This is a genomic window from Mesorhizobium sp. RCAM 06353, from assembly GCF_059683585.1.
This window is the reverse complement of the sequence record NZ_CM185031.1, coordinates 2,340,331-2,352,604: the sequence shown is the minus strand read 5'-3', so window position 1 is coordinate 2,352,604 and position 12,274 is coordinate 2,340,331. Positions and strand designations below refer to the sequence as shown.

Genomic DNA, 12,274 nt, shown 5'->3' with positions numbered 1-12,274 from the left:
TCCGAAAGTCGATCCTGATTTCCGGCGAGCGCTGGCAGGGAGGCACTTTCTTGATAGTCGTCATCGGCTCGATCAACCTCGACCTTATCGCCAAAGTCGACCGCTTGCCGAGCCCCGGTGAAACGGTGAGCGGCTCCGGTTTCGTTACGGCGCCGGGCGGCAAGGGCGCCAACCAGGCGCTGGCCGCCGCGCGCGCCGGTGTCCCGGTGCGCATGGTCGGCGCCGTTGGCAAGGACAGTTTCGCCGCCGAGGCGCTGTCATTGCTGCGCGAGGCCAAGGTCGACCTGTCGGGCGTAGGGGAAACCTTTGCCTCGACCGGCACGGCGCTGATCATGGTCGGCGACGACGGCGAGAACATCATCGCTGTGGTTCCCGGCGCCAATGCTTCCGTGGTGCCCGGCGACCTCTCCAAGGCCTTTCTGAAAAAGGGCGATGTCGTGCTTTTGCAGCACGAGATCCCGCTGGCGACCGTAGACGCCGCACTCGACCAGGCACGGGCCGCCGGCGCCGTCACCGTGCTCAACACCGCTCCTTTCCAAGGCGATGCGGCGGCTTTCCTCGGCAAGGCCGATTATGCCGTCGCCAACGAGACCGAGTTCGACCTCTATGGCGAGGCGCTGGCGTTGAAGGGCCGCGACCGGGCGGCACGCATGCGCGACTTCGCCGTGAAAACCGGCCGCACCATCGTCGTCACGCTCGGCGGCGACGGCGTTATGGCGGCGACGCCGAGCGATTTCCTGACCGTTGCGGCCATGAAGATCACGCCTGTCGACACGGTCGGCGCCGGTGACACCTTTTGCGGCTACTTCGCTGCCGGCCTATCGTCCGGCCTTGCGCTCGACAAGGCCCTGGCGCACGCCGGTGCGGCCGGCTCGCTGGCATGCCTCAAACCTGGCGCTCAACCAGCGATCCCGCTGGCCAGGGATGTCGATCAGGCCTTGCAGGAAGCCAGCTGAAATGATGCGCCCCCGGACGAAGCATGCCGTGCCTCCGGCCGGCGATATCTGCCGCCTGTCCGCCATCGAGCTTGCCGGCGCGATCCGCCGCAAGAAACTCTCCGTGCGAGAGGTGGTGACGGCCTTCCTCGACCGCATCGAGACGGTCAACCCGCTGGTCAACGCCATCGTCTCGCTGCGCGACCGCGGCGACATCCTGCGCGAGGCCGATGCAGCCGATAGCAGGCGGGGAGGCGAATCCGGTACACTCTTCGGCCTGCCGATCGCCATCAAGGACCTAGCCTCGACCACTGGCCTCAGGACCTCCTTCGGCTCGCCGATCTTCGCCGATTTCGTACCGCAGGAAGACGATTTCTTCGTCGAGCGCATCCGCGACGCCGGCGCCATCATCATCGGCAAGACCAATGTTCCCGAATTCGGGTTGGGATCCAACACCTACAACACTGTGTTCGGGCCGACGCTGAACGCTTTCGATCCGGCGCTGACCGCCGGCGGATCGAGCGGCGGTGCGGCGGTGGCGCTGGCGCTCGACATGGTGCCTGTCGCCGACGGCAGCGATTTCGGTGGTTCGCTTCGCAACCCCGCCGCCTGGAACAATGTCTACGGTTTCCGCCCGTCGCAGGGGCTTGTGCCCGGCGGGCCGGACCTCGAGGTCTTTCATGCACAGATGGGCGTCGAGGGGCCGATGGGCCGCAACGTCGCCGACATGGCGCTGCTGCTCGACGTGCAGGCGGGCTACCATCCGCAGGCGCCCCTGTCCTATGACAAACCGGGCTCGTTCCTCGAAGGGCTTGCAATGCCGTCGACCGGCGGCCGCGTCGCCTGGCTTGGCGACCTCGGTGGCCATCTGCCACTCGAAGCCGGCATCCTCGATCTCTGCGAGGCGGCACTTGGCCGGTTTGCGGACGCATCCTTCCCAGCGGAACCCTTGCTGCCGGATTTCGATTTCGAGGCGCTGTGGCAGGCCTTCGTGACGCTGCGCCAGGCAAGCAGCGGCTGCGCGCTCAAGGTCCACTACGACGACCCTTCCAGGCGCGGGCTGCTGAAGCCGGAAGCCATCTGGGAAGTCGAGAGCGCCATGCGGCTGACGGCGCCGCAGATCCGTGCAGCCTCGGTCATCCGCACCTCCTGGCATCGCACGCTGCTGTCGATCTTCGATCGCTTCGACCTCATCGCCCTGCCGACCGCGCAGGTCTTCCCCTTCGAAATCGGCATGCACTGGCCAAGCGAGGTCGACGGACGACCGATGGACAGCTATCACCGCTGGATGCAGGTCTCAGCCTTTGCCACACTGGGCGGCTGCCCGGCGGTCAATGTGCCGGTTGGCTTCAACGACAAGGGCCGGCCAATGGGCATGCAGCTGATCGGCCGGCCGCGCGGCGACCTTGCCGTGCTGACGGCGGCGGCCGCCTATGAGGCGACAATGCCCTGGCAGGCTGGCGCTTGACGCGCGTGTAACGGCGCAGCGCCTCGCGTATCGCTTGCGCGGCGCCTGTCGCCATGCATTGATTGTCGCCTGCTGGACCGACAGCATTCCAAGGGAAAAACCATGTCGCTCGAACTCTACGCCGCTTATGTTCTCGCCTGCATCGTCATCATCCTGGTGCCCGGTCCGACGGTCACGCTGATCATCGCCAACAGCATCCGCCATGGCGCCCGCGCCGGCCTCGCCAATGTCGCCGGCACACAGGCAGGCCTTGCCATCATGATCGCTATCGTCGGCATCGGCCTCAACACGCTGATCGCGGGCATGGGCCATTGGTTCGAATGGGTGCGGCTGATCGGCGCCGCCTATCTGATCTGGATGGGCGTCCAGATGTTCCGCTCCAAGGGCACGCTGAATGCCGACGGCACCGCGAGGAAGCCGCGCGGCGGTTTCTTCCTGCAGGGCCTGCTGGTGGCGCTGAGCAATCCCAAGACGCTGGTGTTCTTCGGCGCTTTCTTTCCGCAGTTCATCGCGCCGCAAGGCAATTATACGCTGCAGATCGTCGTCATGGGCCTGACCGCCATGATCTTCGCCGCCCTGTCGGATTCGAGCTATGCGCTCGCCGCCAGCCGCGCCGGACGCCTGCTGTCGGCCAGCCGCATCAAGCTCATGTCCAGGATCAGCGGCAGCTTCCTGGTCGGCGGCGGCCTGTGGCTGGCGTTTTCAAGATCGAAGTAAGGGCGGCCGCGAGGCCGGCGCCGGGAATGGCAACCGATTGAAAGCGTGCTCTTCCACCACCACATGAATCTGCGTCGGGGGATTCATGTCTGTCTTTTGGACTTGGGATGGTTTGAAGAGGAACACGCCTAGCGTGATCCTCTTCATCGGTGCGTTTGCGATTATGCTCATGTTGGCGGCAAACCAATGGGCCAACGACGCAAACCCGATCCGGTCTGTCGGTGCCATCGATGCAACGATCAAAAGTGCCCAATGGAGAGACGGTAAGTACATCCTCTATGTGCTTGCTCTCAATGATGGCTCGTCCGTGCTCATCGACGACGACCGCCCGCATCTGATTGGATCAGATGCGAGCATCGAACGCGTTACACGCGACAACGGCGCCGTCTTCTACCGGTTTCCCGAGTGAGACATGCCCAAAAGCTCTATGTCTCTGGGCTAACCATCTGCATCGAGGGTGGAAGTGTTACAGCCGCCTCAGCCGCTCCACCAGCAGCGCGAAGAAGCCGTCATGGTCGATGTCGCGCATCACCATGGCGTTCTTTTCCCGCTTGGTCACGCCCCACCAGTCGATCACGGTCATGCCCATGGTGAGTTCCGAGGCGGTTTCCACGCTGACATTGCAGTTGCGGCCCTTGAACAACTCCGGCTTCAGCAGATAGGCGATGACGCAGGGGTCGTGCAGCGGGCCGCCATCGGTACCGTATTTGCCCTCGTCGTAACGCTCGAAGAATTCCAGCATGTCGGCGGTCGCGATGCCGACCTTGGTGCCGAGCGCGCGGAAGGCCTGCGTGCGCTTGGTGGTGGTCAGCGCCTTGTGGGTGACGTCGAGCGGCATCATCACGATCGGAATGCCGGACTTGAACACCAGATCGGCGGCCTGCGGATCGACATAGATGTTGAATTCGGCCGCGGGCGTGACGTTGCCGCCCTCGAAGAAGCCGCCGCCCATCAGCACGATTTCCTTGATGCGCGGCGCGATGCGCGGTTCGCGGATCAGCGCCAGCGCGATGTTGGTCAGCGGCCCGAGCGGGCAGAGCGTGATGGTGCCGCTCTCTTCCTTCATCAGCGTCTCGACGATGAAGTCGACGGCATACTGCTCCTGCAGCTTCATCGTCGGCTCGGGCAGTTGCGGCCCGTTGAGGCCGGTCTTGCCATGCACTTCCTCGGCGGTGACCAGTGTGCGTGCCAGGGGACGGATGGCACCAGCATAGACCTTGATTTCCGGCCGGCCGGCCAGTTCGCAGATCTTGCGAGCATTCTTTTCGGTTAATTTCAGCGGCACGTTGCCGGCAACGGCGGTGATGCCGACGATCTCCAGCTCGCTGCTGCCGAGCGCCAGCAGAATGGCGACGGCATCGTCCTGGCCGGGATCGGTGTCGATGATGATCTTGCGTGGTTGGGGCATTTCAATTCCTTGTTTGGCTGGCCGTGAGCTCACCGGATCGAGAGCACGCCTGAAGGACGCCGAACCGGCTGCAAGCTGCCGAACCGCTCGACCGGGAACGCCCCCGACCCCAGCGCTTCTCGTTGCATCCGCGCGTCGTTTCAAGCGCCATGTCGATTATTCCTGTGAGTCCAAGGCCTGGTCTTTTTGGGCGGGTCTTCTAGTGGCTTGAACTTGGTCGCGGGGCGGACCATATCAAGAGCATCGGGAAAAATGCCACCTGGGTTTTTCCACTTTATGTCGCTCTTGAGAGGACAGTGTAACATGAGCCGAATGACGCCTTTCTCCAGCCCGCTTCTCCTTGGTTTCGACGCCATGGAAAAGACCCTGGAGCGTCTGGCGAAATCCGGTGACAGCTACCCTCCCTACAACATCGAACGGCTCAGCGGTGCTGACGGCAAGGCCGAAAGGCTGCGCATCACGCTCGCCGTTGCCGGTTTCGCCGAAAGCGATCTCGATGTGACAACCGAGGAGAACCAGCTGGTCGTGCGCGGCCGTCAGACCGACGATACCGAGCGCGAATTTCTCCACCGCGGCATCGCCGCGCGCCAGTTCCAGCGCTGCTTCGTGCTGGCCGACGGCATGCGGGTGATCGCGGCGGAGTTGAAAAACGGCCTTTTGTCGATCGACCTCGATCGGCCCGAGTCTGAACGGCTGGTACGGAAAATAAACATATCGGTGAAAGACTGATCTTTACCGATGGCTCTCATGCGGGATGGCCTTGAGCGGCGTCCTCGCGCCAAGGAGGCTTGAAATGACCAGAACTGAAACGATCACCATGACCAATGGCGAATTCGCCCATCTCGGCGAGGGCTCGGTCGCTTATCTGCGCAAGGTCTCGAGCGACGAATTGCTCGGCCGTTTCCCCAATCTCGGTGAAATCGCGCCCGGCATGGAGCTGTGGGCGCTGTTTGCCGCCAATGGCCAACCGATCCTGCTGTCCGATGCGCGTGACCGCGCTCTGGCCGGCGCCATGGAAAACGACCTGACCACGGTCGCCATTCACTGACGGCAATCTCCGCCTGAAACGGACAGGGCCGCCCATGGCGGCCCTTGTGGCAGTCTTATCTTAACTGGCGGGCGGTCTCTCTCTCTCTTATCTCAAAGATTCAGGCCGCGTGCGAGGCCTGCGTGTCCGACAACAGCGCGTGGATCGCCGTGGCGTCGCGCGTTCCCCTGACCTTGGCCACCGTATCGGCGTCGCGCAGCACGCGCGCGATGCGCGACAGCGCCTTGAGATGATCGGCGCCTGCCCCTTCCGGCGCCAACAGCAGAAACACCAGATCGACAGGCTGGTCGTCCAGCGATTCGAAATCGACAGGCGTTTCCAGCCGGGCGAAAACACCGGCGATCCGCTTCACGCCGGCGAGCTTGCCATGCGGAATGGCGATGCCGTTGCCGACGCCGGTCGAGCCCAGCCGCTCACGCTGCAGGATGGTGTCGAACACTTCCCTCTCCGGAATGCCCGAAATCGCCGCTGCCCGTTCGGACAGCAATTGCAGAAGCTGCTTCTTGGAGTTCGCCTTCAACGCCGGCAAAATCGCCGGAACGCTGATAAGATCGCTCAGATCCATGCTTGAAAATCCCTTGTTCGCCTGCCGTCACCAGTCCCCACCCCTCGTGCGGCTGGCTTTTACCCCTGTGCGACCTTGGTCGTGGACGGGTCGATCCAGCCAATATTTCCGTCGGGCCGGCGATAGACGATATTGAGATGGTCGGTTCCAGCGTTGCGGAAAACGAACACCGGACTGTCCTTGGTATCGAGTTCGATGACCGCCGAGGCCACCGACATGGTCTTCAGCGTCATGGTTGATTCGGCGACGATGGCCGGCGCGAAATCCTCCGGGATCTCCTCGTCGTCATCGGCAAGCGGCGCCATCACCGTATAGGCGATGTCGGTCAACTCGCCATTGCCGTTGCCCGAATTGTGCGATTTGAGACGGCGCTTGTAGCGCCGAAGCCGGGTCTCCAGCCGATCGGCCGCGGCCTCGAAGGCGAGCGTCGGATCCTGGGCATCGCCGGTAGCCTGCAGCGAGGCGCCGGAATCCAGCCGGATCATGCAATCCGCCGAATAGCGCGAGCCCGATTTGATGACGGTGACGTGTCCCGCAAAGCCGCGATCGAAATATTTGCCGATCGCTTCGCCGACACGATCGTTGATGCGTGTGCGAAACGCATCGCCGATATCCATGTGTTTTCCCGATATGCGCAGATTCATCTGAAAACTGACCTTCCTTGCTCAGGCTTCAAACTGGCCTGAGTTTATACTCGTGATCCGTGCGCACAAGCTTTGCGGCGTCACTCGCGCCGATTTAAATCCGAACTTTCCGGTTGATCACAAGCCGCCCTTTTGACCGTCCCGAGGCCATTGTCGTGACGGACCATCCGCTAGCGGGCATCGGCCCGTCTCATGCGGGCGGGCTTCTAGCCACTTCCCCACGGCTTGTCAATGAAGCTCGAAAGCTGTGGAAAATCGGGAGTCCTTAACGCCCCGCGCTGGCGAGCGCCCGCTTCTCGCGCCGGCGCTGCACGGAAGACGGAATATTCATGCCTTCCCGGTACTTGGCGACCGTACGCCTTGCAATATCGACGCCGCTCTCCTTGAGCATGTCGACGATCGCGTCGTCGGACAGCACATCGACGGGTTTCTCCTCGTCGATCAGCTGCTTGATGCGATCCCGCACCGCTTCGGAGGAATGCGCGTCGCCGCCGCCCGACGCGGCGATCGAGGCGGTGAAGAAATAGCGCAGTTCGAACACGCCGCGCGGGGTCAGCATGTATTTGTTGGCCGTGACGCGGCTGACGGTCGATTCGTGCATGCCGATGGCGTCCGCCACCGTGCGCAAATTCAGCGGCTTCAGCTGGCGCACGCCATGGACCAGGAACGCATCCTGCTGGCGCACGATCTCCGAGGCCACTTTGAGGATCGTCTTTGCCCGCTGGTCCAGGCTGCGCGTCAGCCAATTGGCGTTTTGCAGGCACTCGGCCAGAAAATCCTTTTCCGCCTGGTTCTTCGCGTGCGGCGAGACCTGGGCGAAATAGATATGGTCGACCAGCACACGCGGCAGCGTTTCGGCGTTGAGTTCGACGGTCCAGCTGCCGTCATTGGCCGCACGCACCTCGACATCGGCGACGATGGCGTCGCTGGCGCCGCCCGAAAACGCCATGCCCGGGCGCGGATCGAGGGCCCGGATCTCGGCCAGCATGTCGAGCAGGTCCTCCTCGTCGACGCCGCAGATCCGCTTCAGCGCCTGGAAATCACGCCGCGCCAGGAGTTCGAGATTGGCGACCAGCGCCTTCATCGCCGGATCGAGGCGGTCTCGTACCGCAAGTTGCAGCGAGAGACATTCAGCAAGATCGCGGGCGAACAGGCCGGCCGGCTCGAAGCCCTGGCACACCGCCAGCACCTTGGCCACCGTGGCAGCGTCGGCGCCAAGACGCGCGGCGACCTCGGCCAGGTCCGCACGTAGATAACCGGTCTCGTCGAGCCCGTCGGCGAGGTCGGCCGCGATCAGCCGCGCCACGGGATCGGCGAAGGCGAGTGCGACCTGCTCGGCGACATGGTCGCGCAAGGTGATGGCGCCCGCCGCCATGTCGCCGGCGTCAAGCCCCTCGGACGAGGAGCCACCGCCGTTGCCGGAAGCCGATTTCCATTGCGCCGTCAGGTCGGGTCCGAGCCGCTCGCTGGTGCCGGGATCGTCGGGAAACAGGTTTTCCAGCGACGTATCGAGTTTTTCCGAAATCGCCTCGGCGCTCCATCCCGCCTCGTTCTCGAACCAGTCGCCGTCGGCGGCCGCTTGCGGCTCGGCCTCGGTCTTCTGCGCATGGTCGCTCGCGGCGTCGTCCTGCGGCTCGGCGCGTTCCAGAAGCGGGTTGCGCTCAATCTCCTCGTCGATGAAGTGCTCGAGTTCGAGATGGGTGAACTGCAGCAGCCGAATCGACTGCATCAGTTGCGGCGTCATCACCAGCGACTGCGATTGTCGAAGCTGTAGTTTCGCCGCCAACGCCATGGTTCGGTTTCAAACGCCTCCTCTACGCAGACTTACCGGAATTGAATTTCTCGGCCGGTCATAGAAACTGGCCCGGCTTTTGCTTGTCAAGGCAAAGCCTAGCAAAAGCCACTTACCGGAGCGTTATCCCGGAGCAAAATCGCCGAAAATCAGGCCGCAAAGCGTAAAAAATCGTGTCAGGAAACAAATTTCACGCTCAGAGCGATTCCAGGACGATCGAGCGATTTGGCATTTCCGTGAAACGGCGAACCGCTCAGAGCGTAAAACCCTCGCCGAGGTAAAGCCGCCGCACATCCGGGTTCGCCACCACTTCGTCGGCGCGGCCATGGGTCAGCACCTGGCCGGCATGGATGATGTAGGCGCGGTCGATCAGCCCGAGCGTCTCGCGCACATTGTGGTCGGTGATGAGGACGCCGATGCCGCGTGCCGTCAGATGGCGCACCAGTTGCTGGATATCGGCGACGGCGATCGGATCGATGCCGGCAAAGGGCTCGTCGAGCAGCATGTAGGCCGGGCGCGTCGCCAGCGCGCGCGCAATCTCCAGGCGCCGTCGCTCGCCGCCGGAGAGCGACATGGATGGCGCCTTGCGCAGATGGCTGATGTGGAATTCCTCGAGCAGTTCGTCGAGATTGCGCTCGCGCACCTTGCGGTCCTTTTCGACCACTTCGAGCACGGCGCGGATATTCTGCTCGACGTTGAGGCCGCGGAAGATCGACGCCTCCTGCGGCAGATAGCCGATGCCGAGGCGCGCGCGACGATACATCGGCATCGACGTGACGTCGAAGCCGTCGATCTCGATTGTGCCTTCATCCACCGGCACCAGGCCAGTGACCATGTAGAAACACGTCGTCTTGCCGGCGCCGTTGGGCCCGAGCAGCCCGACGGCCTCGCCGGCACGCACGCCCAGCGTGACGCCACTGACGACCTTGCGGCCCTTGTAGCTCTTGGTCAGGCCCTTGGCGATCAAGGTTCCCTTGAACTTCGCCTTGTCGACGGTGATCGTGGCCGGAGCCGAAATCTTGCTTGCGGCTCGTCCCGGAAGACGCGCCGTCAGCGATGACAGGCTGGCCATCAGGGGTTCGTCGCTCCCGATTGCGGCGCATCCGATTTCGGCGGCGGCGTGATCGACATCTGGACACGCTGCCCAGCGCATGGATCGACCTGGGCAAGCCCGCTTTTCATCTGCACGGTCAGCTTGCAGCCGACCAGGACGTTGTCGTTTTGCGACAGGACGACCTTCTTGCCCGAAAGCACCAGCACCTGGCTCTTCATATCGAAGCTGCCCTGATCGCCGGTCGCGACCTGCTGATCCGACTTGATGTAGACCTTGTCGGAGATCTCGAGATGGTCGATGTTGGCCGAGCCGGTCATCGCCGCGCCCGCGGCTTCCGTGCCCTTGGCCGCGGCATTCGGATCCTTGATGTAATAGACCATCATCTTGCCGGCCTTCATCAGTGTCGGCCCCTGGACGACGGTGACATTGCCCGTGAAGATGGCGACATTTTCGGCCTGCCGGACTTCGAGCTTGTCGCTTTCGATCTGAATCGGCTTGTCACCTGCCAGTTTCAGGCCTGATACCTGACTGGCGGCACCGGACTGTGCCAGCGACGGCGCCAGCCCCAGCAGGATCAGCGCTGACGTCGCGGCCGCAAGCCGTATCGAACTATTGAGCCACATTCGCTTCTTCGCCCTTTGCCTCAGCCGCCTTCAGAGCGGCGGGATCGATGTTGACGCGCACCCGTTTCTCGAACACCAGGACCTTGCCATTGTCCTGGACCGACAGGGAATCCGCTGTGATCTGCGACCCGCCACGACTGACATCGACGGGATCATCCGTCTTCATAGTGCCTTTGCCCATGTCGAGGAAGACCGATTTGAACTTGGCTTGCATGCCGTCGGTCGTGGTGATCACGACGTCGCTGGTCATCTTCATCGTATTGCCGTCGCGATCGTAGGTCCCGCGCGAGGCTTTGATCGCAGCGACATTGTCCGGCCCGACCGGTACCTTGGCGTCTATGCCTTCGAGCTCGATGATGCCTTGCGTGGCGACATCCTGTATCGCCCGCAGGGCTGTCATCGAATAGGGCTGCTTCTGCTTGGTGAAACCGTTGAGCTTGGGATTGGCCATCACCAGCTTGCCGTTGGAAAAGGCGGTGCCTTCCGCCTGCACCGCGACGGAGACGGGTGCGGCGAGATAGGAGTAGACCGGGAAGGCGACGGCGATCAGCGCCGCGGCCAAGGGCACGGCGAATTTGAGCACGCGCACGCGGCGCGAATGACGCTGGGCGCGGTCGAACGCATCGCCCCGCGTCCAGCCATCCGCCGGGGGAGCCAACTCCGTCTCGGGGCTGGTCGGTTCATTCGATCGCGCTAACATGACTGCTTTCTTCTAAACCCCTGCCCGCCAGGGAGCACCGCCTATAGGTGGGGGGCCGGTGCCCTCAAGCAAGCACAAGCCCACGAAAACCGCAAAAATGTGACAACTGACGTTGTACAAACGAAAACGAGGTCAGCACAACAGCCGGTACTTCATAGCAGAAACGGACGCGCCTGCGCCGTTTTTTCATCGCCGCCGTTTCTCCCCCTTACCTTGCGTCCCTTGCGCAGGCCAGTCACAAAACTGACAGCGTTGGGATCGCCTTGGGCGGATTGCCGCGCCATATGGAAGACGGAACTGCTTCCCGCTGAGGACATCATGGTCTAAAAGCGTCCGTTCCCGCCGACTGTGAGGCTGACCATGGCATTGAGAGCCGACGACCTGATCGACCGCCGCCGTTTGCGGCGCAAGCTGACATTCTGGCGTGTTGCGGCCATCGGCATCGTCGCAATCGGGGTGATTGCGCTGTCGGCCTGGTTCTATCGCGACGATCTCGGCGGCTCGACTGTCGACCACATCGCCAAGGTCAGGATCGAAGGCACGATCACCGAGGACGAGGAACTGATCAAGCGCCTGGAGGACATCCGCAAGTCCTCGAAGGTGAAAGGCGTCATCCTGGCGATCGATTCACCCGGCGGCACCACTGTCGGCGGTGAATCGATCTACGAGGAAGTGCGCAAGGTGGCCGCCGACAAGCCGGTCGTGGCCGAAGTCGGCACGCTCGCCGCATCGGCGGGCTATATGATCGCCAGTGCTGCCGACCACATTGTCGCCCGCAAGACCTCGATCGTCGGCTCGATCGGCGTGCTGATCCAGTATCCTGACGTCAGCGGCCTGATGGACAAGCTCGGCGTCAAGCTGGAGGAGGTGAAATCCTCGCCGCTCAAGGCCTCGCCCTCTCCCTTCAAGCCGACCAATGACGACGAGCGCGCCATGGTCCGCAAGCTTATCCTCGACAGCTACGACTGGTTCGTCGGCATCGTCGCCGAACGCCGCAAGATGACCCACGAGCAGGCACTGGCGCTTGCCGACGGGTCGATCTTCACCGGCCGCCAGGGTGTCGCCAACGGCCTGATCGATGCCGTCGGCGGAGAGACCGAGGCGGTCGACTGGCTCGCGACCAAGGGTGTCGATGCCAAGCTCAAGGTGGTCGAATGGAAGGACACCGACCGGCGCGGCAGCTTCCTGTGGTCAAAAGCCATGGTGAAAATGGCCGGCAGCGCACTCGGCCTGCCGGACTCCAGCAGCGATGTCATCCACGAACTTGGCGCCGACCGCTTGTTTCTTGACGGCCTCGTTTCCGTCTGGCACCCTTGAGCG

14 protein-coding genes are annotated in these 12,274 nt (G+C 63.1%); 7 read left to right on the top strand and 7 right to left on the bottom strand.

Annotated elements, in window-relative coordinates; translation table 11 throughout:
- Nucleotides 1-50: 50 nt before the first annotated feature.
- The 4 genes from AC56QX_RS11155 (at nt 51) to AC56QX_RS11140 (ending at nt 3,529) form a co-directional block, all read left to right on the top strand.
- Nucleotides 51-956 carry a ribokinase gene (locus tag AC56QX_RS11155; RefSeq protein ID WP_497115914.1) on the top strand — a complete coding sequence of 302 codons (906 nt, stop codon included), beginning with the start codon at nt 51-53 and terminating at the stop codon, nt 954-956.
- Nucleotide 957: 1 nt separating this feature from the next.
- Nucleotides 958-2,403, top strand: a complete 1,446-nt coding sequence (locus AC56QX_RS11150) for an amidase (RefSeq protein WP_497115912.1) — start codon at nt 958-960, stop codon at nt 2,401-2,403.
- A gap of 102 nt (nt 2,404-2,505) precedes the next feature.
- A complete protein-coding gene (locus tag AC56QX_RS11145) occupies nt 2,506-3,120 on the top strand; it encodes a LysE family translocator (protein WP_096450214.1) in 615 nt (204 codons plus the stop codon).
- Nucleotides 3,121-3,253: 133 nt separating this feature from the next.
- The gene (locus tag AC56QX_RS11140) at nt 3,254-3,529 is read left to right on the top strand and encodes a hypothetical protein (RefSeq protein WP_497115911.1); all 276 of its coding nucleotides are present in this window, start codon (nt 3,254-3,256) and stop codon (nt 3,527-3,529) included.
- Nucleotides 3,530-3,586: 57 nt separating this feature from the next.
- On the opposite strand, the gene AC56QX_RS11135 is transcribed toward AC56QX_RS11140, so the two are convergent.
- Nucleotides 3,587-4,528, bottom strand: a complete 942-nt coding sequence (locus tag AC56QX_RS11135) for a nucleoside hydrolase (RefSeq protein ID WP_497115910.1) — start codon at nt 4,526-4,528, stop codon at nt 3,587-3,589.
- Between the two features lie 303 nt (nt 4,529-4,831).
- Between AC56QX_RS11135 and AC56QX_RS11130 the strand changes: the two genes are divergently transcribed.
- Both AC56QX_RS11130 and AC56QX_RS11125 read left to right on the top strand, forming a co-directional pair.
- Nucleotides 4,832-5,257, top strand: a complete 426-nt coding sequence (locus tag AC56QX_RS11130) for an Hsp20 family protein (protein ID WP_013893014.1) — start codon at nt 4,832-4,834, stop codon at nt 5,255-5,257.
- A 64-nt stretch (nt 5,258-5,321) separates the two neighbouring features.
- The gene (locus AC56QX_RS11125; protein WP_013529590.1) at nt 5,322-5,576 is read left to right on the top strand and encodes a BQ00720 family protein; all 255 of its coding nucleotides are present in this window, start codon (nt 5,322-5,324) and stop codon (nt 5,574-5,576) included.
- A 100-nt stretch (nt 5,577-5,676) separates the two neighbouring features.
- Here AC56QX_RS11125 and ptsN read toward each other — a convergent pair whose 3' ends face one another.
- The 6 genes from ptsN to lptC form a co-directional block, all read right to left on the bottom strand.
- A complete protein-coding gene (gene ptsN, locus AC56QX_RS11120) occupies nt 5,677-6,141 on the bottom strand; it encodes a PTS IIA-like nitrogen regulatory protein PtsN (protein WP_027031063.1) in 465 nt (154 codons plus the stop codon).
- A 59-nt stretch (nt 6,142-6,200) separates the two neighbouring features.
- Nucleotides 6,201-6,785, bottom strand: a complete 585-nt coding sequence (gene hpf / locus AC56QX_RS11115) for a ribosome hibernation-promoting factor, HPF/YfiA family (protein WP_027043252.1) — start codon at nt 6,783-6,785, stop codon at nt 6,201-6,203.
- Between the two features lie 265 nt (nt 6,786-7,050).
- A complete protein-coding gene (rpoN, locus tag AC56QX_RS11110; protein ID WP_497115908.1) occupies nt 7,051-8,577 on the bottom strand; it encodes an RNA polymerase factor sigma-54 in 1,527 nt (508 codons plus the stop codon).
- A 253-nt stretch (nt 8,578-8,830) separates the two neighbouring features.
- Nucleotides 8,831-9,649 (bottom strand): LPS export ABC transporter ATP-binding protein, encoded by an 819-nt coding sequence (gene lptB / locus AC56QX_RS11105; protein ID WP_027043254.1) that lies wholly within the window; start codon nt 9,647-9,649, stop codon nt 8,831-8,833.
- Entirely contained in the window at nt 9,649-10,254 is a 606-nt protein-coding gene (locus tag AC56QX_RS11100; protein ID WP_497115906.1) for an LptA/OstA family protein, read from the bottom strand. The genes lptB and AC56QX_RS11100 overlap by 1 nt, the downstream gene beginning before the upstream one ends.
- Nucleotides 10,241-10,954 carry an LPS export ABC transporter periplasmic protein LptC gene (lptC, locus tag AC56QX_RS11095; protein WP_497115904.1) on the bottom strand — a complete coding sequence of 238 codons (714 nt, stop codon included), beginning with the start codon at nt 10,952-10,954 and terminating at the stop codon, nt 10,241-10,243. Before lptC ends, AC56QX_RS11100 begins: the two co-directional genes overlap by 14 nt.
- Nucleotides 10,955-11,314: 360 nt before the next feature.
- Between lptC and sppA the strand changes: the two genes are divergently transcribed.
- Nucleotides 11,315-12,271 (top strand): signal peptide peptidase SppA, encoded by a 957-nt coding sequence (gene sppA, locus AC56QX_RS11090; RefSeq protein WP_497115902.1) that lies wholly within the window; start codon nt 11,315-11,317, stop codon nt 12,269-12,271.
- Nucleotides 12,272-12,274 lie beyond the last annotated feature (3 nt).

Excerpts from the sequence above, each read along its gene's own strand:
- AC56QX_RS11130 (WP_013893014.1), top strand. The coding sequence starts at position 4,832 with ATGAGCCGAATGACGCCTTTCTCCAGCCCGCTTCTCCTTGGTTTCGAC.
- AC56QX_RS11150 (WP_497115912.1), top strand. The coding sequence starts at position 958 with ATGATGCGCCCCCGGACGAAGCATGCCGTGCCTCCGGCCGGCGATATC.
- AC56QX_RS11135 (WP_497115910.1), bottom strand. The coding sequence starts at position 4,528 with ATGCCCCAACCACGCAAGATCATCATCGACACCGATCCCGGCCAGGAC.
- ptsN (WP_027031063.1), bottom strand. The coding sequence starts at position 6,141 with ATGGATCTGAGCGATCTTATCAGCGTTCCGGCGATTTTGCCGGCGTTG.
- rpoN (WP_497115908.1), bottom strand. The coding sequence starts at position 8,577 with ATGGCGTTGGCGGCGAAACTACAGCTTCGACAATCGCAGTCGCTGGTG.
- AC56QX_RS11125 (WP_013529590.1), top strand. The coding sequence starts at position 5,322 with ATGACCAGAACTGAAACGATCACCATGACCAATGGCGAATTCGCCCAT.
- sppA (WP_497115902.1), top strand. The coding sequence starts at position 11,315 with ATGGCATTGAGAGCCGACGACCTGATCGACCGCCGCCGTTTGCGGCGC.
- hpf (WP_027043252.1), bottom strand. The coding sequence starts at position 6,785 with ATGAATCTGCGCATATCGGGAAAACACATGGATATCGGCGATGCGTTT.
- AC56QX_RS11100 (WP_497115906.1), bottom strand. The coding sequence starts at position 10,254 with ATGTGGCTCAATAGTTCGATACGGCTTGCGGCCGCGACGTCAGCGCTG.
- lptB (WP_027043254.1), bottom strand. The coding sequence starts at position 9,649 with ATGGCCAGCCTGTCATCGCTGACGGCGCGTCTTCCGGGACGAGCCGCA.
- lptC (WP_497115904.1), bottom strand. The coding sequence starts at position 10,954 with ATGTTAGCGCGATCGAATGAACCGACCAGCCCCGAGACGGAGTTGGCT.
- AC56QX_RS11145 (WP_096450214.1), top strand. The coding sequence starts at position 2,506 with ATGTCGCTCGAACTCTACGCCGCTTATGTTCTCGCCTGCATCGTCATC.